Annotated in this window: 19 protein-coding genes; 10 read left to right on the top strand and 9 right to left on the bottom strand. The window is 44.3% G+C overall.

From position 1 onward, the window contains the following. Positions 1 to 11: 11 nt before the first annotated feature. On the bottom strand, positions 12 to 2,978 hold the full coding sequence (locus ACO1PK_RS03050; RefSeq protein WP_423187201.1) for a TonB-dependent receptor domain-containing protein: 2,967 nt from the start codon (positions 2,976 to 2,978) through the stop codon (positions 12 to 14). 256 nt (positions 2,979 to 3,234) lie between these two features. Here ACO1PK_RS03050 and ACO1PK_RS03045 point away from each other — a divergent pair, with 256 nt between their 5' ends. Beyond that, entirely contained in the window at positions 3,235 to 3,402 is a 168-nt protein-coding gene (locus ACO1PK_RS03045) for a hypothetical protein (RefSeq protein ID WP_423187200.1), read from the top strand. A 49-nt stretch (positions 3,403 to 3,451) separates the two neighbouring features. Here ACO1PK_RS03045 and ACO1PK_RS03040 read toward each other — a convergent pair whose 3' ends face one another. Beyond that, positions 3,452 to 4,864: an FAD-dependent oxidoreductase gene (locus ACO1PK_RS03040; protein ID WP_423187199.1), complete on the bottom strand. Its 1,413-nt coding sequence runs from the start codon at positions 4,862 to 4,864 to the stop codon at positions 3,452 to 3,454. A 10-nt stretch (positions 4,865 to 4,874) separates the two neighbouring features. Next, positions 4,875 to 9,338, bottom strand: a complete 4,464-nt coding sequence (gene gltB / locus ACO1PK_RS03035) for a glutamate synthase large subunit (protein WP_423187198.1) — start codon at positions 9,336 to 9,338, stop codon at positions 4,875 to 4,877. Positions 9,339 to 9,881: 543 nt separating this feature from the next. Here gltB and ACO1PK_RS03030 point away from each other — a divergent pair. Beyond that, the gene (locus tag ACO1PK_RS03030; RefSeq protein WP_423187197.1) at positions 9,882 to 12,179 is read left to right on the top strand and encodes an ATP-binding protein; all 2,298 of its coding nucleotides are present in this window, start codon (positions 9,882 to 9,884) and stop codon (positions 12,177 to 12,179) included. Here the strand turns inward: ACO1PK_RS03030 and arcA are convergent, their stop codons facing one another. Together arcA and ACO1PK_RS03020 are read right to left on the bottom strand one after the other, a co-directional pair. Beyond that, positions 12,180 to 12,887 (bottom strand): two-component system response regulator ArcA, encoded by a 708-nt coding sequence (arcA, locus tag ACO1PK_RS03025; RefSeq protein ID WP_423187196.1) that lies wholly within the window; start codon positions 12,885 to 12,887, stop codon positions 12,180 to 12,182. Positions 12,888 to 13,067: 180 nt separating this feature from the next. Then, a complete protein-coding gene (locus ACO1PK_RS03020; protein ID WP_423187195.1) occupies positions 13,068 to 14,705 on the bottom strand; it encodes an ATP-binding protein in 1,638 nt (545 codons plus the stop codon). Between the two features lie 140 nt (positions 14,706 to 14,845). Between ACO1PK_RS03020 and ACO1PK_RS03015 the strand changes: the two genes are divergently transcribed. After that, positions 14,846 to 15,244 (top strand): DUF3293 domain-containing protein, encoded by a 399-nt coding sequence (locus ACO1PK_RS03015; RefSeq protein ID WP_423187194.1) that lies wholly within the window; start codon positions 14,846 to 14,848, stop codon positions 15,242 to 15,244. On the opposite strand, the gene ACO1PK_RS03010 is transcribed toward ACO1PK_RS03015, so the two are convergent. The 3 genes from ACO1PK_RS03010 to trmB are packed head-to-tail and all read right to left on the bottom strand — an operon-like array spanning position 15,241 to position 17,319. Then, entirely contained in the window at positions 15,241 to 15,561 is a 321-nt protein-coding gene (locus ACO1PK_RS03010; protein ID WP_423187193.1) for a hypothetical protein, read from the bottom strand. The two genes, ACO1PK_RS03015 and ACO1PK_RS03010, sit on opposite strands and share 4 nt — an antisense overlap. Before the next feature lie 10 nt (positions 15,562 to 15,571). After that, positions 15,572 to 16,582 carry a methyltransferase gene (locus ACO1PK_RS03005; protein WP_423187192.1) on the bottom strand — a complete coding sequence of 337 codons (1,011 nt, stop codon included), beginning with the start codon at positions 16,580 to 16,582 and terminating at the stop codon, positions 15,572 to 15,574. Next, positions 16,582 to 17,319: a tRNA (guanosine(46)-N7)-methyltransferase TrmB gene (gene trmB / locus ACO1PK_RS03000; protein ID WP_423187191.1), complete on the bottom strand. Its 738-nt coding sequence runs from the start codon at positions 17,317 to 17,319 to the stop codon at positions 16,582 to 16,584. The genes ACO1PK_RS03005 and trmB overlap by 1 nt, the downstream gene beginning before the upstream one ends. Positions 17,320 to 17,459: 140 nt before the next feature. On the opposite strand from trmB, the gene mutY reads away from it, so the two are divergent. Genes mutY through rlmM form a run of 6 tightly spaced genes read left to right on the top strand, consistent with a single transcriptional unit; the run spans position 17,460 to position 21,842 of the window. Next, positions 17,460 to 18,518: an A/G-specific adenine glycosylase gene (gene mutY / locus ACO1PK_RS02995; protein ID WP_423187190.1), complete on the top strand. Its 1,059-nt coding sequence runs from the start codon at positions 17,460 to 17,462 to the stop codon at positions 18,516 to 18,518. Between the two features lie 12 nt (positions 18,519 to 18,530). Further along, a complete protein-coding gene (locus tag ACO1PK_RS02990; RefSeq protein WP_423187189.1) occupies positions 18,531 to 18,800 on the top strand; it encodes an oxidative damage protection protein in 270 nt (89 codons plus the stop codon). Positions 18,801 to 18,843: 43 nt separating this feature from the next. After that, positions 18,844 to 19,782: a transcriptional regulator GcvA gene (locus tag ACO1PK_RS02985; RefSeq protein WP_423187188.1), complete on the top strand. Its 939-nt coding sequence runs from the start codon at positions 18,844 to 18,846 to the stop codon at positions 19,780 to 19,782. Between the two features lie 18 nt (positions 19,783 to 19,800). Continuing rightward, a complete protein-coding gene (locus ACO1PK_RS02980; protein WP_423187187.1) occupies positions 19,801 to 20,412 on the top strand; it encodes an alpha/beta family hydrolase in 612 nt (203 codons plus the stop codon). Further along, positions 20,396 to 20,761 carry a DUF423 domain-containing protein gene (locus tag ACO1PK_RS02975; protein WP_423187186.1) on the top strand — a complete coding sequence of 122 codons (366 nt, stop codon included), beginning with the start codon at positions 20,396 to 20,398 and terminating at the stop codon, positions 20,759 to 20,761. Before ACO1PK_RS02980 ends, ACO1PK_RS02975 begins: the two co-directional genes overlap by 17 nt. A gap of 1 nt (position 20,762) precedes the next feature. Further along, positions 20,763 to 21,842: a 23S rRNA (cytidine(2498)-2'-O)-methyltransferase RlmM gene (gene rlmM / locus ACO1PK_RS02970; RefSeq protein ID WP_423187185.1), complete on the top strand. Its 1,080-nt coding sequence runs from the start codon at positions 20,763 to 20,765 to the stop codon at positions 21,840 to 21,842. A gap of 72 nt (positions 21,843 to 21,914) precedes the next feature. Here rlmM and ACO1PK_RS02965 read toward each other — a convergent pair whose 3' ends face one another. Then, the gene (locus ACO1PK_RS02965; RefSeq protein WP_423187184.1) at positions 21,915 to 23,102 is read right to left on the bottom strand and encodes an endonuclease/exonuclease/phosphatase family protein; all 1,188 of its coding nucleotides are present in this window, start codon (positions 23,100 to 23,102) and stop codon (positions 21,915 to 21,917) included. Positions 23,103 to 23,496: 394 nt separating this feature from the next. On the opposite strand from ACO1PK_RS02965, the gene ACO1PK_RS02960 reads away from it, so the two are divergent. Continuing rightward, on the top strand, positions 23,497 to 26,634 hold the full coding sequence (locus ACO1PK_RS02960; RefSeq protein WP_423187183.1) for a TonB-dependent receptor: 3,138 nt from the start codon (positions 23,497 to 23,499) through the stop codon (positions 26,632 to 26,634). Positions 26,635 to 26,658: the final 24 nt, after the last annotated feature.

The following is a 26,658-nucleotide window of genomic DNA, read 5'->3' as shown; positions in this document are numbered from 1 at the left end:
CAGCCAGGTGCTTAGAAGAAGTAACTAAAGGATAGGCGATAGTTTCTGCCCATGGCGTTATGATTAATGGAATCAAAGCCGCGGTTGGCTCCGTATACTTTAGGAGGGTCTCGATCTAGCAGGTTATCAATACTAAAATTGATGCTCGCTTTAGCAAAGTCATAAGAGACATAGCTTCGCAGTGTTGTCCATGACGATACATCACGCTCACCGTTTTCATCTAACACGCCAAGCGCAGCCATTTCATCTAAGTTTCTGCGACGTAACCGGCTAATATCATCCGCATAAGCTGATGTATAGTTGGCGCTCAGTCCAGTACTAAAATTATCGGTATGCCAAGACAGTCTTAGATTGGCGATATTCCGTGGGTAGCGATAGGTCCCCACTAAAGACTCGATTTCATCTGAGCCCGCTTTGTTCCGTTCAAAAGACAAATAATGTGTCCAGTCTAGATCTAAGCCGAGTTTACCAGCGCTGAAATTAAAGGTATGGCTAAGACGGGTATCAACACCTTTGACCTCTTGTTGACCGACATTACCCAGTAATATTACGTGATCGCGTTGTAGTGGCAAGCTGTCGACGCGAGCAGGCGTACTATTTACCCAATTGGTTAGGATCTCTTGCATGTTGGCATCAGCCGCCGTGATATTGCGACCTTGGCTGTCTAGGATCTGACAAACATTAAAACGGTCTCTGCCAACCGCAAGGTTAGGGTTGAGCGAAATACCGGTTTGCCCTTCTGGCACTAAGCCACAATGCCGTTGTGTTACATCGGTGATACTACGGGCCATGGCTGCGGTTAAATCAGTATCGACCAATTTTTTATGATCAAATTGCCAATAGTCCACCGTCAGTGTGGTGTTAGTAGTGGGGCTATAAGCAAAGCCTAGGCTCACTGATTCTGAAGTTTCCGCTTCCAGCTCAGGGTTACCCAGTTCCAGTACGTTAACGCTACTCGTGCCGCCTTGGCCTCCACAATAAAATTGATTTACCAGTTCATTTGCTGAGCAATCGTAACGGGCAGTGGTGGTACGTAATTTAACCCCAGCTTGAGTTAATGACGGGGCGCGGAATGAGCTTGCCCAAGATGCCCGAATCACTAATTCATCCACAGGACGATACGTAAAGCCAATTTTGGGATTAAAGGTACCGCCAAAATCATTGTAATGATCATAGCGACCGGCGGTTAATAGCTCGATCTGTGCCGTTAATGGCACATAAATTTCGGCAAAAGCGGCAGCTTGATTGCGGCTAGCGGCAGAAAAGCTCGAGCCAAAGCCAAACACATCAACAAGGTAGTCATTTTCAAAGCGTGCTTGCGCATCTAATGAAGGTTCATCCGTGATCTTTTCACGGCGTAGCTCTACACCAAAAGCAGCGCGAGCAATGTTATCATTAAACTCAAATAGATCGCCGCTGATCCGTGCATCCCAACCGTAAAGCGTACTTAACCCGTCGCGGGTTGGTATAGCTTGTGCTAAAGCTAATCGTGCTTCGTTAGCTGCATCGTTTTGTAAAAACGGGTTATAACTGCCAACCAAATTCGCGCCAGAAGAGCAACTTAAGTTATTGCCATCGCGGCTGGCAATACTGCCATCTGAACACAGTTCACCAGCGATAGCGGCATGATATTTATAGCGGTTGTAAATACCAGCAACGGCTTCTTGACTAGATTTTGAGCGAGAGAGTAGTACGGCGCTTTCCCAATCCCAATCGCCATAACTGCCTGATAAACCTGAGACTAAGCGCAAGGCTTCGGTGGTGATATCGACAGTGCGAGGGGTATTGAAGCGGGCATCGAATTGAAAACCAAATAAGCGTTGGCCTGTTGGTGTGGTAAACGGGTCTAACCAAATTAATTCGTCGCCAAAGTAGATAAAATCATTATCGCGTGTTGTGCCTGGAAAAACATCTAGGGCGTTTTCAGGGCCCCAAGCGCCTTCAGCATCATTTAATTGATTGATTGGCGCTGGGCTAGATACGGCTGTGGATTTGGTCCGCGTATAGAATAAATCGGTTTGCCAGTTTAGGTTATGAGCTAAGTCTTTGTTAAACATTAGCCCTACTGCCGTACTTTGCAGTGGGCTTTGTAACACGTCATCTTCGTTTGGATAGTAAGCACAAATTTGCTCATTAAATTCGGTGGTTACCAGTGGTGTAGCACAGCCTGGCGTGGCAATTTCATTTCCGCTATCGGTGGAGCGGAAGTAGATATTGGGAGTGCCTTTGGCTAAGTAAGAGTAATTACTGGCGAGCAGAGGGCTGCGGCTAAAATCGCGGTCAGTCGCCTTAAAGTCTTGCCGATCAAATAGATCGGCAAATAACGTTAAGTTCCCGCCTGCAACCTGCTGCCCCCAGATCAAATTCAGGTTAGCACTGCCTTCATCACTGGAGGCGGTACTATTGCCATAGGATAGGTTAAGTTCTGCTTTGTCGTAGTCTTTTTTCAAAATGTAGTTAATTACGCCAGCTACCGCATCAGCCCCATAGATGGCTGACGCGCCAGTAGCGAGGATTTCGATGCGTTCGATAGCCGCTAAAGGAATACTGTTGATATCGACAAAATTCTGGGTGCCTGCAGCAAAAGAGGAAGCGGCTACTCTGCGGCCATTGATCAAGGTTAAGGTTGATGCTGGACCTAAACCACGTAACGAGGCAGCGGCTTGACCGGCTGGTGTTGCAGTGGACGTTGCACCGCTTTCAGAGGTAGAAAAAGTACCACTGCCGCCGCGTAATTGGCCTAAATCTTTGAGTAAATCGAAAAGTGAGCCAGCACCTGAATTTTTGATATCCTCTGCTGATAGCACGACTAAGGGTTGGGCGCCTTCTAAATCGACGCCTTTAATTCTGGAGCCGGTAACGGTAATACGCTCCGGTTCAACTTCTGTAGTATCTGTTGTGTCTTGTTGGGCGTAAGCTGGCATATGGAACGCCAAGGCTGCAGCAACAGCCAGTGAGAGTTTTGTGTAATGTGTCATTTTTTAATACCCCTGGGCTATCCAGCGCCCATGGCAACACCCACAGGAAAACCTGCAAAGTGACAACATGCCATAGCAGCTGTTAGCTTCATTTTTGCTTTATTGTTATGTGTTTGGAGTTGCTAACTGGCAACAAGCAGAAGAACAGGTAATCTGGGTATCTAATAGCGAATAACACGGTTTAACGCGCGTTAAAGGCGAAAGATCAGATAAAACCTGTTACGTGTCTACTCGTTAAACCACTCCGAGAGGTAGTATGACGAGTAATGATATGAACCGAGCTGGATGGCTTTTTTTAGCATATCTTTACTTCATTGAAAGTGAACGAACGCATTACCCCTATACAATTACTTGGGTTGCTGAAGGCTGTCAAGCGGCAAATGCAAAAATAATTGTTGTTAAAAATAAGAAAGCCCTTAAATAGGGCTTTCTTAACGCGAGGGCAATAAAGAGAGTTAATCGCTAAGTTATTGTTAAACCTGAAGATAATCTAAAATGCCTTCGGCAGCTTTGCGCCCTTGAGCAATAGCAGTTACCACCAAGTCAGAACCTAATACCATATCTCCACCCGCAAAGATTTTTTGCTGGTTTGTTTGTAAAGCATAGGTACTTTTTTCACTGGCTAACACGCGACCTTTAGGATCTAAGGCGACGCCCATATCAACTAACCATTGCGGCGGGCTAGGTTGAAAACCAAAGGCAATCACAACCGCATCGGCGGGCAAAATTTGCTCAGAGCCGGCCACTGGTACAGCACTGCGGCGACCTTTGGCATCTGCTGGGCCAAGCTCAGTGGTGACGACTTTAACGCCACATACTTGGCCAGCGCTATTCAGTTCAATACCTAATGGTTGTAGGTTAAATAAAAACTCCACTCCCTCTTCGCGGGCATTTTGTACTTCTTTACGCGAGCCTGGCATGTTGGCTTCATCACGGCGATAGGCACAGCTTACTTTGGTCGCGCCCTGACGAATCGAGGTCCGCACACAGTCCATGGCGGTATCACCACCGCCTAATACCACTACGGTTTTGTCTTTTAAGCTCACGAAAGGATGTTCAGTTTGCCAGCCCATCAGGTTATTTACGTTACCAATTAAAAAGGGTAAGGCTTCATAGACACCTGAGGCATCTTCGTTGGCTAAGCCACCTTTCATGGGGGTATAAGTCCCTAAAGCCAAAAATACCGCATCGTATTCATCCAGCAGACTGTCAAAGCTCACATCAACGCCAACGGTGGTATTCAGCCTAAACTCGATACCCATTTCTGTAAAAATCTGCCGCCGCAGCTGCATCACGCCTTTTTCCAGTTTAAAGGGTGGAATACCAAAGGTCAGTAGGCCGCCGATTTCTGGATAACGATCAAACACCACCGGCGTCACACCGTTTCGCACTAAGACATCGGCACAGGCTAACCCCGCGGGGCCAGCACCAATTACCGCTACACGTTTTGTGGTTTTGGTGACTGCAGAGAGATCAGGTCGCCAGCCCATTTCAAAGGCTTTATCAGTAATATATTTTTCAATACTACCAATAGTGACTGCACCAAAACCTTCGTTGAGGGTACAGGCACCCTCGCATAGCCGATCTTGCGGGCAGACCCTACCGCAGACTTCAGGTAAGCTGTTGGTTTTATGCGATAACTCAGCCGCTTCAATAATTTTGCCTTCGTTCGCTAACTTCAGCCATTGTGGAATATAGTTATGAACCGGACACTTCCACTCGCAATACGGGTTACCACAATCTAAGCAACGATCGGCCTGACCTTCTGCCTGGGTTGGAGTGAGCGGCTGATAAATTTCCACAAACTCAATGGTTCTTTCTTTATGTGTGCGTTTTGGCGGATCAATCCGTTTTACGTCGATAAATTGGTATACATTCTGTGCCATAACGCCTCCCTTACATCGCTTGTACACGCAGCTCAGCGGATGAGCGAGCGCGGTGACCAAGCAAGGTATTTACATCGCTGGTTTTGGGTTTAATAAGTTTGAATTTTGGTAAGAAATGACTGAAATCATTTAAGATCCGCTGCGCCTTCTCGCTCCCAGTTTCTTCAAGATGTTGGTGCAACATACTGCGTAAATGTTCTTGCAATATGGGCATTTCCACCTCTAATGCTTCTACCAGCTCGGGGTTAAGCCGCAAACTCAAATCATTCAGTTCATCTAGCAGGTAAGCAAAGCCACCTGTCATACCCGCTCCAAAGTTGACTCCGGTAGCACCCAAAACCACGACTACGCCACCTGTCATATATTCGCAGCAGTTATCGCCCGTGCCTTCAACCACGGCAACGGCACCTGAGTTTCGCACGGCAAAACGCTCTCCAACCTGACCTGCGGCATAAAAACGCCCACCGGTTGCGCCATACAAACAGGTGTTGCCAGCAATGGTAAAGCCATTTTTGGCAAAGCTGGCGCCTTTGGCCGGATAAATGGCAATTTGACCACCAGTCATACCTTTACCAACATAGTCATTGGCATCACCTTGCAAGGATAAATGCAAGCCGCCGGCGTTCCAAACGCCAAAGCTTTGACCTGCTGTGCCGGTAAATTTGACGCGAATAGGATCTGTCGCCATCCCCTGATTGCCGTGCTGGCGCGCAATAAAACCCGACAAGGCAGCGCCGACTGAGCGATCAGTATTGCGAATAGGGAAGCTTAATTGACCACCCGTTTTGCGTGTTACCATGTGCTGACACTTTTCTACCAGCAGTTGGTTAAGGGCACCTGGATCAAAAGGCGTATTATTTTGCACACAGTGCAGCGGTTTATCAGACGTGACGCCACATGCTGCTAAAATTGGCGATAAGTCTAGCCTACTTTGCTTTTGGGTTTCGCTGACTTTGTAATCTAATAAGTCGGTACGACCAATTAATTGGGTCAGTTCGGTCACGCCTAGCTGCGCCATCAGCTCTCGGACTTCTCTGGCCAAAAAGATAAAGTAATTCATTACCATTTCTGGCAGGCCAGTAAAGTGATCACGGCGTAAGGTAGCATCTTGAGTCGCAACGCCGGTAGCGCAGTTATTTAAATGACAAATCCGCAGGAATTTACAGCCTAAGGCCACCATAGGGCCTGTGCCAAAACCAAAGCTTTCCGCGCCTAAAATGGCCGCTTTCACAACATCTAAGCCAGTTTTCAACCCGCCATCGACCTGTAGGCGTACTCTGTCACGAAGGCCGTTTTCTACCAGCGCTTGATGTACTTCCGCTAAACCGAGCTCCCAAGGACTGCCGGCATATTTAACTGAAGTGAGTGGGCTGGCACCGGTACCGCCGTCATAGCCAGATACCGTGATCAGATCGGCGTAGGCTTTTGCGACACCCGTAGCAATAGTACCAATGCCTGGTTCTGATACCAGTTTTACGGAAATCAGCGCTTGCGGATTAACCTGTTTTAAATCGAAAATAAGCTGCGCTAAATCTTCAATCGAGTAGATATCATGATGCGGTGGTGGTGAAATTAAGGTTACGCCGGGTACCGAGTAGCGTAAGCGCGCAATTTCTGCCGTCACTTTTTCGCCAGGTAACTGACCGCCTTCACCGGGTTTGGCACCTTGGGCGACTTTAATTTGGATGACTTCCGCATTTACCAAGTAATGCGGTGTTACGCCAAAGCGACCTGAAGCGACTTGTTTGATTTTGGAATTCTTCTCAGTCCCAAAGCGGCGTGGATCTTCGCCACCTTCACCCGAGTTAGAGCGACCACCTAAACGGTTCATGGCAATCGCCAAGGCTTCGTGCGCTTCTGGGCTCAAAGCGCCAATCGACATCGCGGCACTGTCAAAGCGCGGATAAAGCAGCTCTGCTGCTTCTACTTCATCTATTGCCACGCTATGAGTGTTTTCTTTTACTTTAAACAGATCACGAATATGGGCAACGGGTCTTTGATTGACTAAGGCACTGTATTGCTGATAATCCTCGTAGTCGCCGCTGCGAACAGCTTTTTGCAGAGTTTGCACCACATCAGGGTTATAGGCATGGTACTCGCCATCATGCACGTATTTTAGCAAGCCACCATGATTCATTGGCTTGCGTTTTAACCAGGCGATATTTGCGAGCTGCTGCACATCTTGCTCAAAATCAGTAAAGCCAGCGCCACTGATCCGCGATGGAATATCGGCGAAGCATAATTGCATGACTTCTTGATTAATGCCTACAGCTTCAAACAAGTTAGAGCAACGGTAACTGGCAACTGTCGAAATCCCCATCTTTGACATGATTTTGTACAGGCCTTTATTAATGCCTTTCCGATAGTTTAAAACGGCTTGCCGAGCGGTAAGTGGAATATTACCTTTCTCAACCAGTTGCTCGACCGTTTCATAAGCGAGGAATGGATAAATTGCCGTAGCACCTAAGCCAATTAATACCGCGAAGTGATGCGGATCGCGAGCGGCAGCGGTTTCAATAATAATATTCGAATCACAACGTAATTGAGCATTCACTAGAGCTTGTTGAACGGCGCCTACTGCCATCGCGGCTGGGATAGGCAGTAAGCCATTTGCGATTTTACGATCGGTCAAAATCACTAATACCACTTGCTCTTCTTTAACGGCTTGCACGACTTTTTGGCATAAATGTGTAACGGCTTGCGCTAGATTTTGTTCGTTAGGAGCAAAATTTAAAGAAAATACCTGATGTTTATAGTATTTCTCATCTGCTTGTTTCAGTTGTTTTAAATCGGAATACATTAAAACCGGCGATTCAAATTGAATTCGACGTGCGTATCCTGCCGTTTCTTTAAACACATTATGCTCACGACCAATACTGGTTGCCAGCGACATCACATGCGCTTCGCGTAATGGATCTATAGGTGGGTTTGTTACCTGTGCAAATTGCTGGCGGAAATAATCGAACAGGGTTCTTGGCTTGCGTGACAAGACAGCCATAGGGGTGTCATCACCCATAGAGCCAACGGCTTCCTGTGCATCTTTTGCTAGGACAGTGACAACTTGATCAATTTCTTCGTAGCTGTAGTTAAATAGTTTGTGTAATACCAACATTTCATCATCGGTAAAAACACGCTTACCAATTAAATCGGTTTCGTATTGCTCATAGGGCACTAAACGCTGCACGTTTTCATTTAACCAGCTGCGATAAGTGTGGCGCTGCATCAAATCTAAATCGATTTCGTCTGAGCGCCAAATTTTGCCGGTTGTGGTATCAATAGCGAGCATTTCACCTGGACCGACTCGACCTTTTTCGACCACTTCATCTGGGGTGTAATCCCAAATCCCGACTTCTGAAGCTAATGTAATCAGCTTGTCACGCGTGATAACAAAGCGAGCAGGACGTAAACCGTTACGATCCAGATTACAGGCTACATGCTGGCCATTGGTTAATACGATGCCTGCAGGGCCATCCCAAGGCTCCATGTGCATGGAGTTGAACTCATAAAAGGCTTTTAGGTTGTCATCCATGACTTTATTGCCTTGCCAGGCTGGCGGAACTAACAAGCGCATGGCCCGGAATAAATCCATACCACCGGCCAACAGCAACTCGAGTTGGTTATCCAACGAGCTCGAGTCAGAACCCGTTTGGCCGACAAAAGGAGCAGCATCTTGTAAGTCGGGTAATAGCGGCGAGGCGAATTTGTATTGACGCGCTCGGGCCCATTGCCGGTTACCCGTAATGGTATTAATCTCACCATTATGGGCTAAAAACCGGAAAGGCTGGGCTAATTTCCAACGCGGCATGGTATTGGTTGAAAAACGTTGGTGGAACACACAAATCGCTGTTTCCATCCGAATGTCTGCAAGATCCAAATAATACTTCGGCAGATCGGCCGGCATCATCAAGCCTTTAAACACCGTCACTAAAGATGAAAAGCTTGGAATATAAAAATCGTCATCGGCAGCAAGCTGTTGTTCAACCCTACGCCGCACCATGTATAAACGGCGTTCTAAGTCGTGATCACCCCAGCCATGCGGCGCATTAACAATAACCTGTTCAATTTGTGGCATTGAATCCAATGCTAAAGGGCCTAACACGGCAGCATCAATAGGCACTTTGCGCCAAGCAACTAATGTCAGCGTTTCGCGAGCAATTTCTTTATTAATGATGTCTTTTGCAAAACTGGCCTTAACGGGATCTTGGCTTAAGAAGATCATCCCTACGCCATATTTTTTTGCCAAATTCCAGTTGTTTTCCTCTGCCAATGCGCGAAAAAAACTGTCTGGTTTTTGCATTAATAAACCACAACCATCGCCTGTTTTGCCATCGGCAGATATACCACCGCGGTGTTGCATGCGGTCTAAACCATTTATAGCTGTTCTGACGATACGGTGACTGGCGACACCCTCTAGGTGCGCAATCAGCCCAAAGCCACAGTTTTCTCTTGCCTGACTATGCTGATACAACGCCATGACACGCCTCCAAACTTATCCTGAAAATAAATAATTATTAAGATATATTGAATTATTATTCTTATTTTTATTTTGTTATCTACCGCCAGAAAATACCTATAGTTCCAGCAGTGGTCAACGTGTAGCGGTCGAAAATTTCGCTTTTTTAGCCATCTATACATGCAAAGATTAACAGGTATACCGATATTCTATTAAAAATGCAAGCGCGATTTTTACTGCTTGCTAGCAGTAAAAGCTTCAAGATCTGAGCAAGATTAATTTAGTTAATTATGACACTTTGACGATGTTGCTTGGCATGAAGACTTTTAAGTGTCATTACAGCTTTTAGTGAGTGACTCCCAAAAGGCTGTTAATATTAAAGTCAAATAATTATGCGATGCTGCTCTAGAGGATATTAAGGATAAACCCTGCTGTTTTCGTCATCACTAACAAGCGCACGGCATTGGCAATGCAGCGAATAACCGTTAATCTAGCCAAGTGTATTTCATCTAATTTTTTATAGCTGGGTAAAGGGCTGTAAGTTTTCATGGTAGGAAAGTTGTTATGCAAAACCCGGTTCACCCACAAGTAAAAGCCTTTGCTACCCGATTGCAGCAATGGGGAAGTTGGCAGTTAGGTACCTTGTTGGTGGTGCTGTTATCAACGCTAGCTATTCTGAGTTATCTAGCCTACACCGCAGTTTTTGATCGTGAAGTGGTGCTACACGAGCTACAGCTTTTACTCACTTATATTGTTCCTGTGATATCTACAAGTATAGCTGTCGTGTTTTATTTAGTATTGAGGCTAGATGCTGCTTTGCGTTTTGTTGATGATTCAGCTCAGGCGGAACGAAAGCTTAATCTGACCATGCAAGAAAGTATTCGACAATTAAACTTTGAAATTGAAGAGCGTAAAAAAGCGTTCCAAGCCAAACGCCGAGCTATTGAAGAGTTGCGTCGTGAAATCACTGAAAGACGCAAAACCGAGCAAGAACTTGCCGAGCAAAGTCTGTTGATCCGTTCTATTGTGGACAGTTCACCTGATCTTTTTTATTACCGTGACGAAAAAAGCCTCTTAGCCAGTTGTAATAAAATGTTTGAGCGGATCATGGGACGGCCGATGTCTGAGCTTATCGGCCAAAATCTGGCAAAGCTGTATGCAGCTGATAGCCCACAAGCGGCTATTTTGTCGGAGTATGAACAAACTGCACCAGAGGCAGAGCTGACATTAGATGTTGAATTCAAGCAGTATAATGGTGAGGTGAGTTGGTTTGAAATGCGCCATTTACCTTTTTATGACAGACAAGGGCGATATATAGGATTACTCGGTTTTGGTCGAGATATCACTTCACGTAAATTGGCAGAGCAAGCCTTAGAAAAAGCCTATCAGGATAAAGGCCAATTTATCGCCACCTTAAGTCATGAATTACGTACCCCGTTAAATGGTATTGTGGGGTTAACTCGGCGTTTACTAGGCAGTAATTTAGACAATGAGCAGTTTAGTTGGGCCAATACTATTTTTACCAGTGCGGAGACGCTAGGTAATATTTTTAATGATATTATTGATTTAGATAAAATTGACCGCTGTGAATTAGATATTATTTATCAAAGTGTCCCGCTGCAGCGCTTTATGCAAGATATGGCTAATTTTGCTGAACTAATTTGTCAGCAAAAAGGCTTAAGTTTTGTATTACAGCAAGGTACAACACTCGATTGTTATTTACTGCTGGATGCGACGCGCCTGCGTCAGGTTCTGTGGAATCTACTTAGTAATGCAGTGAAATTTACCAGTAAAGGCCAAGTCAGCTTACGTTTTGAATTAACGCAAGACACTTTCGTATTAAAAGTTGCGGATACAGGAATTGGTATAGCGGAGCATGAATTAGCTCGCATTTTTGATATGTATTATAAGTCACAAGACGGTCAGCGTATGAGTATTGTGGGCTCAGGTATTGGTTTGTCTGTTTCCCGTTCTTTAATCATTGCCATGGGCGGAGAGATAAGCGTTGATAGTCAACAAGGGGTAGGAAGTTGCTTTAAAGTCAGTTTGCCTCTGGTGTTGGCGAATGCCCCTGAGCAACCTGAAGTAGTGAATTGCCCAGCGCTAACGATTTTATTAGTCGAAGATGTACCGTTAAATGCTGATATTGCCATTGCTTTATTAGAGCAAAGGGGGCATACGGTGATTCACGCCGAAACGGGTGAGGATGCTCTCGCTTTGTTAGAAACTGAGGATGATTTAGATCTGGTGTTACTGGATATGCAGTTACCTGATATGGAAGGCGATAGTATAGCCCGCTATGTGCGCTCTGAACCGCGGTTAGCAAATATCCCAGTGGTGATGTTAAGCGCTAATGTTCGCAAAGCACAGGATGCCATGACGGATGTTCGACTTGATGGCGTGTTGAGCAAACCCTTAAATACAGATAAGTTGGATCACTTATTAGCTGAACTCTTCTCGCCCAGTGCCTTAAAAAGACAGAACTTAGTCGGCACAACATTATTAGCGAATAAGCAAGAACGTTCAGAGGTTTTAGATAAGGTGACGTTAAAAAATTATTTGCAGTCTCTTGGCAAAGAAGGCATGCAGCGTAGTGCGAAATTATTTACGCAATTGTTGCCTGGCTATATCAATAAGTTGCTAGAAGCCGCAGTGCAGCAACATGAAGTTGAGCTTCAACAAAACGCACATAAATTAAAGGGGGCTGCTGCTGCTGTTGGTTTGCTGTGGGTGCAACAACAAGCAAGACGGTTGGAAGAGGAGCCTCTAGAATGGTCTGGGTTAGAACGAAAAATATTAGATCTACATTTTACGGCAGAGCAACATTTAGCTGCTCTGCATGACTACATAGAAAAATATTAATTATTTGTCTAATTTTCCTACGAAACGATAACCTTCACCATGGATGGTGCTAATCAGCTCTGGGCTATCGATATCAGACTCAAAATGTTTACGGATGCGGCGAATAGTAACATCGACGGTACGATCGTTTGGCCGTAAATCACGTCCTGTCATATGACGAATAAGTTGTTCGCGGGTAAAGATTTTGCCTGGTGTATCTAGCATTAACCGCAGTGCGCGATATTCACCTTTAGGTAAGCGACGTGCTGAGCCGTTAGGAGAGGTTAGGTTACGGCTGTTCTCATCTAAAGTCCAACCATTGAATTTCAAAACACTTTTGTGTTCTTCAACTACAGGCTGTACCGAGGTGCGACTTAATAAATTACGCGCGCGGATAGTCAGTTCTCGCGGGTTAAAGGGTTTAGTCAGATAGTCGTCTGCACCAATTTCTAAGCCAAGGATACGATCAACTTCGCTATCACGGCCGGTTAAAAAGATTAGACCGATATTTTCTTTCTGGCGTAATTCTCTCGCCAGAATCAAGCCATTTTTACCTGGCAGATTGATATCCATAACGATTAGATTAACTTGATTTTCCTCCAGCTTCTTATGCATCTCTTCGCCATTAATAGCTTCGATGACATCATAGCCTTCTCCCTGGAACAGACTCACCAAATTCAATCTGGTAACTTCTTCATCTTCAACGACTAGAATCACAGGTGTTTGCATTAGAGTTAAACCTTATTTAAGAAAAGTAACGGTTAAGTTTAAAAATAGAATAGACTATTTAGTTAGCAGGTATCAAACAAATCGAATTATAAACTACCGAGGCATTTGTTAACAAGATTTTTGTTAACAATTAGCCAGCTCTAATGTAGTGATTTTTTATTATTATTTATTTTCAATGCTTTAGTTGTTTAGTTTAGATGGGCTAACCGAACCTATTGGAAAGTCGACTAAAATCTGAATACCTTCTCCCAATGTGCTTTGAACATCAATTTTGCCATTGAGTGCTTGTGTGACTAAGTTATAGACAAGGTGCATGCCCAAACCACTACCGCCATCGCCTCTGCGAGTGGTGACAAAGGGATCAAAAATGCGCTTGCGAATATGCTCTGGAACACCTTTGCCATTATCTCGGTAGCTTAGATAACACCGATGATCCTGAAGTTTCACCTCTATACTAATTTCACCCGCCTGCCCTTCATCAAAAGCATGAATAAGGCTATTCATAATTAAATTTATCAAAATTTGATTGATGGGGCCGGGTTTACTGGTAATCGTCAGTTCAGTTGGGCAATTGACCGTTAATTGATGCTGGGTTTTTTTCAGGTGTGGCCGCAGGGAAAGCAGGACTTCATTTAGCAACTGCTGCATATTAAATTGGCGTAGACTTTCATTAGATTGGTCAACTGCGACCTGCTTAAAGCTACTTATTAAGCCTGCAGCACGCTCTAAGTTACGGTAAATAATACCCAGGTTTTCTTTACTGTCATTTAAAAATCGTGCTAGTTGGTTAGATGATAGTGTCTTATTTTCAAATGCCAGTTCAATTTGATGAACTTTATCTTGCAGTAGCGTAGAGGCCGTGACACCGAGGCCAATGGGAGTATTAACTTCATGGGCGATACCCGCAACCATTTGCCCTAAACTGGCCATTTTTTCCGTTTCGACAATTTGGGTTTGGTATTTATGTAAGGTAGCCAAGGTGTTGAGCAGTTCTTGATTGGATGCTTTAAGGGCTGAGGTTCTTTCATGGATCTTCTGCTCTAGGCTTTGGTTAAGCTGCATAATTTCTTGTTCTGCCAGTTCCATTTTGTGTAGCTGCCCTTCAACCCGATCCATCATAGTATTAAAAGCACGGTTGAGTTGGTTGAGCTCTTGTAATTCGGTTGCCGGTGCTCTTACTTTATAATCTTTATTTCTTGCGACTTGCTGTACTAACTCGAGTAAGCCAGCAATGGGTTTGGTGAAACGCTGTTGTAGCTTGATCGCCATAACATAGCAAACCACTAAGGAAAAGACAGCAATCAATAAATTGATCAGCAGTTGCAATTGTTGTGCTTCCGTAATGTCTTTATCACTGGCTCTTAGGTAAACATAGCCAAGAATTTCGTTATCAATACTGACAGGCTTAACTTGTTCTATATAGTTTTGTTGCTGCACGGGTTCGGTTAACTCGTCAATTCTAGCAATTTGCAGTGGCCAAGGCCCAGTATCTCTTCGATTATAGCTGGCAAAGAATTTAAGCTGTTTAGTTTCTGGGTTCAATTGATAGATATGCACATTTTTGATTACCGGTACTTCACTGAGTGTACTAAGGCGCTGTTCTTCTCTTAGCTTATTATTGCTTTGCAGGCTAGTTTGCGTATCGATGGCAATAATATTGATAAGGCCAGCAAGCTGTTGCTGTAATTGTTGTTGTTGCCTTTGATAATCAAGATAGTTGGAGGATAACAGAGCAATTGCTAGTGCTAGGCTACAGATCAGCATTACCAGCCAGATCAGGGCGCTTTTCATTGAGGTTGTGCGAATTGTGCTAGTCATTAGCGAGTCATATTCCTCTGACACTCTTTCAACGGTTAGTATGATGCTAAACAGATATTAGCCTTTTCGCAAAGGTCTAGTGGAAAAATTATCCAAATAGATCCATAGTATTGGCTGCAACGATGACAAAGGAAGGATTTATGGAGCTTTGGGAAAGTTATAAGCAAAGTATTTTTTTATGTCATCAGCGTTTGGCAGAGCATGTCTGTTTTGCCATTATCAGTGCGCAAAATCCTGCTGGACAACTCAGTAACCCTGTTGCCAATCTCCTACTTGATAAGCAATTACAAGCTCACTTAGATGCAATAAACACCCCTTATCGCTCGATAACCGGTGCCGCGCCAGATTTTAGTTTTCAGGAGAAAAGTTGGATGGTGCTTTGTGAAAAGCAAGATGCTATCGAAATTGGGCAACGTTTTAACCAAAATGCCATTTACTGGGTGGAACATAACAAGCTCTATTTGGTGCCTGTGTTATTGGCACAGCCAGAAGAGTGTCTTGGTGTTTTTAACAGTAGAATGGTGATATTACCCTCTTAACGCTCGCGTCGAATAATTTGTAGTACAGGCTCAATATCATGCTGTAATTCGGCTTCAAATTGTTGCGTTAACCTGAGTTGAGCCAAGCGCTGCTCTGGATTGTCTGCAGGTTTTAACAAGGGGCTGAAATCAGTGATACAAATACAACGCAGCGCGGGTTTTTCCATGTTCGGTAATTGCATTGCTCGATAGATTTGATGTGGACAAGGGCTGTTACGACTGGCCGCTTTAATGCAATTAGCAGTATCATTGCTTTGTGCAGCGATACTGCCAGACATCAGTAAAATGAACGCCAACAAAAAAACCGATTTTTGCATAAAACAACGTCTATTGGGATTTTACTGTTTGGTATACCACAAAGCCATTGGCTTTTGCCAGTACCTTGATATTACCAAAGGCTTGTTCCAATAGCTGCTGATACGCTAAATGGTTGTTCGCAACCAAAGTTAAGGTACCGCCTTTTTGCAAGCGGTTCGCGCTTTGTGCAATAAAGGCCTCACTGATACTGTAATCGGTTTTTATCCCAGTATGGAACGGCGGATTACTCACAATATGTTTAAAGTTAGCAGGCGTGCTGGGTAGGCCATCCGCAGCAACTACAGTGCCACTTAGTTGGTTTGCTGCCAGAGTAGCTTGGGTCGCTTCTACTGCTAGCATACTGATATCGGAGCAATAAAGCTCAATAGCGGGAGCTTGCTGTTTTAGATAAGCGCCAATGATCCCTGCTCCGCATGCAAAATCGAGAACTTTGCCATCGTTGATATGGGCAAGCTGCTGCAACAGTAAAGCGGTACCCTTATCCAATTTACCGTGGTTAAATACGCCAGGGTAAGAACAGATCTGCAGCGATTTATCATTTAAACTAAGCGTAAATGAGCTTAATTGTCTGAGTGTTAATTGACCAAGATCGCCCGTTAATGAGAACCACAAACAGTGTTTAGCATTATCGAGCTTATGAGCATGTAATCCTAGTTTCTCGGCATGATTGACTAAGCTTTTAATGCCACCTTTGTTGTCGCCCACAAGGTAGACATTTGCTTTTTCTGCTAGGGCAGAATGCAGCAATTGCAGGGTGCTGGCTAATTGCTCTTTACTTTTGGGGTAAAAAACCACAGCAGTATCAAATTTTTCGGTAAAATCTGGTTTAGCTGCAAAGTAAACATTGACGCCAGCGTCTTGCCATTGCGTTTTTACTGCAGCATCGGTGGTATAACAACTGATTGCCGTTAAGGTTTGCAGTTGTCGTGCGAGTTGATCTGCTTCGGGCTCGACAAACAATACCTTGCCGGTTAAATCGGCGATATTGCGTAAAATCAGCTGACTGGTGTTAGCGAGCATTAGCTTATCCTTTTAAACATAAGATCCCATACGCCATGGCCTAGTTTCTGGCCGCGCTGTTCAAATTTAGTCAGTGGCCGGTGTTCTGGTCGCTCAACATAAGTGTTGGTAGTGGATAAATTGCTAAAGCCTTCGGCTGCTGTCATCACTTCCAGCATATGCTCTGCATAGTTTTCCCAGTCGGTCGCCATATGAAACACCCCACCTATTTTAAGCTTACTGCGCAGTGCCTGCACAAAATCGGCTTGCACGATACGTCTCTTATGATGACGCTTTTTATGCCATGGATCGGGGAAAAACAATTGCACCGTATATAAACTTTGCTCAGGGATCATGTGTGCTAGTACTTCTACCGCATCATGCTCAAATACTTTTAGGTTAGCTAGCGCTTCGTTATGCGCTTCCGCTAAACAGGCGCCAACCCCAGGTCGGTGCACTTCTATGCCAATAAAATCTTGCTCTGGTGCCGCTTTAGCCATCGCTACTAAAGATTTACCCATGCCAAAGCCAATTTCTAACACCCGAGGGGCGCTACGCTTAAATACGCTATCTAAAGATAACAGTTGGTCCTGGTAATCTAAGCCATAAGTTGACCAATAATGTTCTAGAGCATGCTGCTGGCCTTTGGTTAGGCGGCCTTCACGCAACACAAAAGAACGAATTCGCCGCAAATAAGGGGTACTGGCGTTGGTTTCTTCAGTGTCTGTTGGTGATGGGTTTTGCGCCTCTGTGCTCATGCTCTGCTCCGATAAATAAATTAGCCGCATATTATCCTTGGATTAGGCGTTAAGCTCAACCTAATAAAGTGTCGGCTATCTGGTAAACTAGGCAATCAGCAAACTCATGGTCTTATTTTGGTGTAGTTAGGAGGATAATTTTGCAGCACGCAAGCTGGTTTAGCGAACAATTAGTCAATTGGTATCGGCAACATGGGCGAAAAACGCTGCCATGGCAAGTTGGCAAAACCCCATATAAAACGTGGTTATCTGAGGTCATGTTACAGCAAACGCAAGTTGCGACAGTGATCCCCTATTTTGAGCGTTTTCTCGCGCGCTACCCTGATGTGCAAAGTCTTGCTGCCGCACCCATTGATGAGGTGCTGCACCTTTGGACTGGGCTAGGTTATTATGCCCGTGCCCGAAATTTGCATAATGCAGCAAAGAAAATTGTGAATGATTTTGGCGGTGAATTCCCTACCGCTTTTGCTGATGTATTGGCGTTGCCTGGGGTGGGGCGCTCTACGGCTGGCGCGGTGTTATCTTTGTCGTTAGGACAGCATTACCCCATTTTAGATGGCAATTGCAAAAGGGTACTTGCCCGATTTGCAGCAGTTGCCGGTTGGCCTGGCGAAAAAGCCATAGAGCAACAATTATGGCAATTAGCAGAGCAGGTCACGCCCAGAGAAACGGTGGCTGAATTTAATCAGGCCATGATGGATTTAGGCGCTTCGTTATGCAGCCGCAGTAAACCGCGCTGTGCGGAGTGCCCTTTAAAATTGCACTGTAAAGCTGCCTTAACAGGGGATCAGACAAGTTTCCCTGGAAAAAAGCCGAAGAAAGTTTTACCGGAAAAGCACAGTTTTTGGTTGTTATTACGCTATCAAGATCAAGTGTACTTATTGCAGCGTCCGGCTATGGGGTTATGGGGCGGTCTTTTCGGTTTTCTGGAGTTTACTAACGCCAGTGAGCGAGAGCAGTATGTGCTAATGCATAAACTTGTTAGCAAGCAACAACAAGACTTACCGGCATTTCGCCATACGTTTAGCCATTTTCATTTGTGGATTCAACCACGCTTGCTGGATCTAAATGCACAACCCTTATTAGTTCAGGAGCAATCGGTCGCCAGTTGGTTTACAATATCGGCTATGCCTGAAGTGGGGTTGTCGGCACCCGCTAAATTATTGCTGGAGCAGCTTGCTGCAGCATCAATTGACTAAAGGAACGGAATTATGGCGCGTAATGTATTTTGTCAGTATTTAAAAAAAGAAGCTCCGGGTCTGGATTTTCAGTTTTATCCGGGAGACTTAGGTAAGAAAGTTTTTGAAAATATCAGTAAAGAAGCTTGGGCGCTTTGGCAAACCAAGCAAATTATGCTGATCAATGAAAAAAAGCTTAATATGATGAATGTAGAACACCGTAAATTGCTGGAAGAACAAATGGTCGCCTTTTTGTTTGAAGGGCAAGAGGTCGAGATTGAAGGCTACAAGCCGCAAGCTTAAGTTTGTTTATCCTTAACTATCAACCTAGCAAAAATGGATTAGTATGGCTCGCCGTCTGCCACCGCTAAATGCACTAAAAGCCTTTGAAACTGCCGCTCGTCATCTTAGTTTTACTAAAGCGGCAGAGGAAATGTATGTTACTCAGGCCGCGATTAGCCACCAAATTAAAGCGCTGGAAGATCATCTGGGGTTAAAGCTATTTATGCGCAAAAATCGCGCGTTATTGCTTACCGAAGAAGGGCAGAGCTATTTTTTGGATATTAAAGAAATTTTTTTGCAGCTGCATGAGGCAACCGAAAAGCTGTTAGCGCGTGGGGCTAAAGGTGCTTTAACTGTGAGTTTGCAACCTAGTTTTGCCATTCAATGGTTGGTACCGCGTTTGAATCAGTTTAGCGAGCAGCATCCTGATATTGATGTGCGGATCAAAGCAGTTGATTTAGATGAAGGCTCGTTAACCGACGATGTCGATGTGGCGATTTACTATGGCAGGGGCAGTTGGCGCAACCTGCATGCAGATAAATTACATACCGAATATCTGTTACCTGTTTGCTCGCCGTTATTGTTAAGTGGCAGTAAACCATTGCAGGAACCCACCGATCTGCGCTTTCATAATTTATTACATGATGGTTCAAGAAGAGCTTGGAAAGCGTGGTTTACTTCCCAAGGTTTTAAAAATTTCAATGTAAATCAGGGGCCTATTTTTAGTCATTCGTCGATGGTACTGCAGGCTGCGATTCACGGTCAGGGCGTTGCTTTAGCACATAATGTTTTAGCCCGGCCGGATATTACGTCTGGTCGTTTAATCGTGCCTTTTAATCATGTACTGATCAGTAAAGACTCTTACTATTTAGTGTGTCGGGAAAGCCAGACGGAGCTAGGGAAAATTACTGCCTTTCGTCAATGGATGCTGGATATGGTGCTAGCAGAACAAGTCGACTTTGCTGAACAACAGTTCACTAATGCGGTAGCATTAGATGATTAGTGTGTCGTTGCCGCCTAAATGAAAGCGCATTTGTTACTCACGCATGGTGCTGGCGCCTCTTGTCAAAGTGATTTTATGCAGTCATTGACGATGGCATTGCAGCAACACCAGATCCAAGTCAGCCTGTTTAACTTTAGTTATATGCAGCAGCGTTTGGCAAACCAGAGCAAAAGACCACCACCACGAGCCGCATTACTCGTCGCTGAGTTGGCAGACGCGATTCGTGCCATGCCAGCTGATTTGCCCTTATTTGTTGCGGGTAAGTCGATGGGGGGACGGGTAGCAACCTTATGGGCGGCTCAGCAAGCTAATGTTACTGATCTTGCCGAAAGTCGGGTAAAGGCTGTGTTCGCATATGGTTATCCCTTCCACCCGCCGAAACAATCAACTTGGCGTACTGAGCATTTTGCTGATTTGCGTTATCCAGTACAGATTATTCAAGGCGAGCGGGATCCGTTTGGTACAACAGCTGAATTGCTAGGTAAAGCATGGCCAAATGTCACTATTGGATGGTTGAACGCTGCAGATCATGATTTTGTGCCGTTAAAGCGAACTGGCCTGACGCAGCAGCAACTTATTACGCAAGCCGCGCAAATAACCAATAGGGTAATTGATGCCATTCTTACTTAAACTACATCATGGTGTAACGGCGCTTTACGGTGCAATGTTCGTGGCATTAGCTGCGGCCCTAATGCACCTTTGGCAAGCGGAATTAACGCCCGAAAATTCAGCGCGCTTTATTGCTGCTTTGGCGATGTTAGCTTTTCATACCTTGGCGTTGTTACAACTTAAGATCAGTGGACGTTTAGCCGCAGCTGTAGCCGTATGTTGGCATTTAGGGATTTGGCTTTTTTGCTATACCTTACTGGCAGGTGTTTTATCGTTGCCATTACATTTATCAGCTTTGGCGCCCTACGGCGGCCAGAGTTTTATTTTAGGTTGGCTATTATTAGCCGTAGCGCTTTGGCGCAGGAATTAATATGAAGCAATTATTACTTTACTGTCGTGCTGGTTTTGAAAAAGAATGTGCGGCTGAAATTCAGGATCATGCGGCGCAATTTGGTGTCTTTGGCTACTTTAAGTTAAAAGCCAATACCGCCTTTGTTATTTTTGAAGCCTATGACGGTGAAGCATTACTGACATTTTATAGGGATGCTGATTTTACGCATTTTATTTTTATCCGACAGTGGGCGTTGCTATTGGCTGAGCAACTAAGCTTACCTGCAGAAGATCGTATAGCACCGGTATTAGCAGCCGCACTGGCAGAAGATGTGAGTTCCTGTGGCCAGTTACGGGTGGAATTTCCTGACACTAATGACGGAAAAACCTTATCAACCCTAGCGCGTAAGTTAACCGTACCACTTCGGCAGGCATTTCGTCAGGCAGGCGTGATGTTAGCGAAAGAGCAAAAACGGGCGCCGGTATTACATTTGTTTTTATTATCGGGTACTTCTGGTTTCCTCGGTTTATCTTATCCAGAAAATAATTCGCCATTAGAAAATGGCATTATGCGTTTGAAATTTCCTGCGGAGGCGCCCAGTCGCAGTACCTTAAAACTGGAAGAGGCTTTTATTCAATTTATTCCTAAAGCAGAATGGGACACCCGCTTAGCGCCCGGTTTAAACGCCGTAGATTTAGGCGCTTGCCCCGGTGGCTGGACCTATCAACTGGTAAAACGCAGTATGATGGTGACCGCCATCGATAACGGTCCTATGGCGGAATCGCTAATGGAAACCGGTCAGGTGAAACATTTAATGGTGGATGGCTTTAAATTTGAACCCGCCAAGCGCAATGTGTATTGGCTAGTATGCGATATGATTGAGCAGCCGCAGCGCGTTGCCAATAGAATTGCTGATTGGCTTATAAATGGCTGGTGTCAGGAGACTATTTTCAATCTCAAGCTACCCATGAAACGCCGTTATGAAACGGTTAAAGAGGTGTTAGCTGACTTTGAACAGCGTTTACAGCAAGCAGGTTTTCATTACGAGCTGCAAGCAAAACATCTTTATCATGATCGTGAAGAAGTGACGGTACATGTAAGATCTAAGCAGAAACGCTAACTTAACTACTATAAAAACAAAAAACTCGGTAAGTTGTCAGGCTTTACCGAGTTTTTTGTTAAGCACTGCCACCTATTCAGCGGTTACGAGCAGTGACATCCACACTAGCCGATGATCTGAGCTAGCACCACGCGCAGCAATTAAACGATAGTCCGCCTCGGTTTGCTGTGGCCAAAATACGCCGCTGTCTTTCACCTGCAGCTGATTTTTGGCGGGTAACACATAATCTGCGCGCATGCGCCAAACAGCAGTATGTGTTGCGCCATAAGCTCTGTCTGGACTGTGTTCTGCGCCACCGACACTTTGCGGTATCACAGTAGCATTGACCCGTGGATGAGCAACAAGGCCTTGAATAGCTGCGGGTATCGCATCACCTTCGCCTTCTGCCGAGGCATTTAAATCACCTAAAATAATAAAGGTTTTATCCGCTGCCAAACCTCCAACTTGCCCTTTATCATCATAAATATAGCCCGCAGCGTCTGAGGTAAGATAATCTGACCAAAAACGAATTTCATCATGATTTCTATTGCCATTACGATTTTCTGGCCCATCAAATACTGGGGGGGTAGGGTGGCTTGCTAAAATATGAATAACTCGACCATTAACCTGCACGGGGATATCCCAATGCGCTTTTGAAGAAAGCGGAAACTGTTGCCAAGCCTCTTTGCTATACCAAGCTGTGCCATCAGCTTTATTAGTCTTGAGATGGTCTGGCATAGCATGCCACTTAAAATGCTGAAAGGTACGAACACCTTGCTTGTCTATTGGATATTTTGATAATAACACCATGCCATACTGTCCAGGATAAAAACCATAACCCCAAGCATCGGCACCTACGCCTGTGGCATTACCATCATTATCCAAGTCAAAAGGGCTGGGTTGACCGGTATTAACCGTATGGTAAAAGTAATAGGGATAATCAATAGCCTCACTACCAGCTTGTGCTTTGTTTAGGTAGTTTTTAATAAAGGCCTCGATCCCCAGCTTCGGATCATCGATATAGTCAAATTCGTTGAGTAGCAGAATATCTGGCCGTACCCGCTGAATAATAGCCGCAATATTTTTCACTTGTTGCTGCTCGCCCGTTGCCAGAATATCAATTAAGACTTGGCTATTACCAGGCTCTCCACGAGGAAGATAATTTTGGGCTTCCATACTGACGTTAAAAGTCGCGACTTTTAGTTGGGTTTGTGCCATAGCAACCGGAAGAGCCATGCAAAAAAAGGTAATGGTAAGCCTACTAAGGAATGATTTCGACATAAAGCGTTTCATCATTAAAAAATGAATTTAGCATAGCGGGCTAATATTTAAAAATCTAGTACCTATATAAGGATCGGATGTGTGTAGCAGCATTTATGTGAGTCAGAATAGATAGGTTAACCATGCTTGCTTATAGTGCGGAACTTGTGGTTATAAACGCTAGTTTTGGGCCTTTTTTCGCCAATATGATGCTAAGTTGTTCGCAACAAAGTACCATCATGTTACACTTGTATGACGGGATGTGCTGATTGCAATTGTAACCAGAAACTCAAAAATCTTTCGGTTGCAATAAAAAAGAAATATTACCTCTGTATACTCCCTAGCCCTTTGTGATTTTATGTGTTTTTGTGAAAGAAATGGATTTTGCAAACTTTAACAACCAGGTAGAAATGATATGAAATTTAAACATTTAGCCATCGCAGTTACTCTTGCCCTTGGCGTGAGTAACATGGCTTTTGCAAATACCTCATCTGCTATTCGAGGTAACGTTGTCACTGCTGCAGGTGAGAATGCCGCCAATGCTACTGTCGAAATTTTACACGTGCCTTCAGGCACACGTTCAGTTGCAACCACCAATGAAGCCGGTGTTTTCTCAAGTTCAGGTTTGCGGGTAGGCGGTCCTTACACTATTACTATTCGTGGTGCGCAAGGTTCTAAAACTTTCGAAAATGTTTTCCTTGCATTAGGTGAGCAATTTCGTCTAACTGCACAGTTAGAGCAAGCAATTGAACGTATTGCTGTTACAGGTTCTTCCATTCTCTATGCCAATAACACAGGCTCTAGCAGTTTTTTTGGTGCGAAAGATATTGAAAACGCGCCGTCTTTTAATCGCGATTTAAAAGACATTATTCGTAATAATCCCTTGGTGAATATCAATGGTGCAGATGGCACCATCTCTGTTGCTGGTACTAACCCGCGTTTTAACAGTATTTCTGTTGACGGTATCGGTATGAATGATGACTTTGGTCTAAATTTAACCGGTTACCCAACTACGCGTTCGCCCATTTCACTAGATGCTATTGATCAGGTTATTGTTGATACCTCACCTTTTAACGCCAAAGACTCTGGCTTTCAGGGAGCAAAAATCAATGCGGTAACCAAGTCAGGTACCAATGAGTTGGCTGGCTCGTTCTTTTTTGAAAAGCAAAATGACTCTTTAGCGGGCGAGTTCCGTAATCCCACTACTGGTGTTAAAGCACCACTTGATTTTGACGAAGAAACCTGGGGTCTAACCTTAGGCGGTGCGCTGGTTCAAGATAAATTATTTTTCTTCGGTTCATATGAAAAATATAAATCTCCGCAAGCGTCAGGATGGGGCCCAGAGGGTGCTGCAGGGGTTGCCAATCCTACTAATGTTACTGTTGCTGAGTTAGCACAAGTGGCTGAAATTGCCAGCCGAGTTTATGGTGTTGATGTAGGCGAATGGGCGATTAGCCCTGAAACGGAAGATGAAAAAATACTGCTTAAACTTGACTGGAATATTAATGATTTTCATCGTGCAGCTTTAACGTATCAACGTAGCACGGGCGATGAAATCGGTAATACTACTGATGATGCTCAGACTTTGAGGCTGTCAAGCCAATGGTTTAACCGGTCAGAGACGATGGACAGCTATGCTTTTAAGTTGTTTTCGGATTGGACCAGTGATTTCTCTACAGAGATCTTTGCGACTTATCAAGACCGCCAAACTGGACAAAATTCTTTTAGTACTTTACCAATGGTAACGATTCGTGTTGCAGGTGAAGGAAATCGTCAAATCTCCTTTGGTTCAGATTCTAGTCGTCATGCTAATGAGTTAGCCAATAAAACCTTTATTTTAGGTTTTGATGGTACTTATTTGTTGGATGAGCATAAAGTAACCTTTGGATATCAATTTAAAGAAACCGAAGCCAGTAACTTATTTGTACAACACGCCAGAGGTACCTATAACTTCAATAGTATAGAAGACTTCGAGAATAGAAGAGCATTAAACTTACGCTATAAAAACTCGCCAACGCTAGATCCAAGAGATGCAATTATTGCTTTTAAACGTGGTGAGCATGCTGTTTACGTGCAAGACGAATTTGCTCCTACCACTGATTTATTGCTGAATTTTGGCTTACGCTATGAACTGATGACTACCAGTGATGTACCTGCCTATAACGAAGCTTTCCAAACTGCTACAGGTTTTGATAACCGTGAAAATCTAGATGGTTTGGATATTTTCTTGCCGCGTTTTGGTTTCCGTTGGGATGCTGCCGATGATCTGGTTGTGCGAGGTGGTATAGGTCGTTTCTCTGGTGGTCAGCCAAGTGTATGGGCCGGTAATGCTTATGGCAATAATGGTATAAACATGGTTGATACTAATACGGTCACTGCGAATAGTCGCGCCCCTATTACTCAAGCCATGCGTGATGCACTTAACAATGTTGACATCACTACAGTACCTGAAGCATTTAAAGATTATGTTCGCTCAGGCGCGCTTTCAGAAATCAATTTTAATGATGCTAATTTTAACATTCCTTCAGATTGGCGTTATCAAATTGCAACTGATTACCGTTTTAGTATCGGTGAGTATCTACAAAATGTGTTATGGAGTACTGAATATACTTATGTTAAACCCAAAGACAGTGTCTATTGGGTCAACGTAGGTGCTGGTGAGGTATTCTTTACTACAAGTGATGGTCGCAAGTTGTATCGTAACGCTACTCAGTTACCAGCTTTGATGATGACTAATGCAACCGATGAAGGTCGTTCACATATAATCACTACCTCTTTTGCTAAACGTTGGGAGTCTGGTGTTAACCTAAATATGTCTTATACCTACCAAGACATTACCAATGCGACAGTAGGGTCAGCCAGTACAGCAAATGGTAACTTTGGCAATAATATTGCTATTAATCGTAATGAAACTTTGGTCGGTACTTCACCTTATGAAACACCACATCGTTTTGTATTAAACTTATCTTACGAAACAGAATTTTTTGATGGCTATAGTACAACCTTTAGTTCGTTTTTTGAACGCAAATCAGGTAAAACCTTAACTTACCTTGCCAGTGTAAATTCTGCTGCAAGGGAGGCTTTAGGTTATAATGCTGGTGGCGGTGGTATGCTAGCTTATATCCCTTCACCAGATGATACCCAATACACTTTTGCTAACGATGCGGCAAAAGAGCGCTTCTACAATGGTATCGAAGCCATGGGTTTAAGTGGCTATATTGGCAGTTACTTACCCAAAGGGGGCTTTAATTCGCCGTGGGTTACTACATGGGATATCAGTGTGCGTCAGCAAATTCCGGGTTTCTTAAAAGAACACAAGGGTGAGCTGTATTTCACCATAGATAATTTCCTCAACCTACTTGATAGCTCTAAAGGGCAGGTACTTGATACGCGATTTGGTTCGAAAAGCTTATATGAAATTCGATCTGTAAATCCAACCACTGGTCAAATTACCATTAACCCATTTACCAATCGTGGTGGCATCAACTGGGAACGCTTTAACGATGCTGAATCTACTTGGCGTTTGAAGCTAGGTGTTAAATATCGTTTCTAAAAAGCTATGTTAAAATAAATATGT

This window comes from Alishewanella sp. d11, assembly GCF_049390205.1.
In the GTDB taxonomy this organism is placed as follows: Bacteria; Pseudomonadota; Gammaproteobacteria; order Enterobacterales; family Alteromonadaceae; genus Alishewanella.
This window is presented reverse-complemented; position numbering and strand designations above follow the sequence as displayed.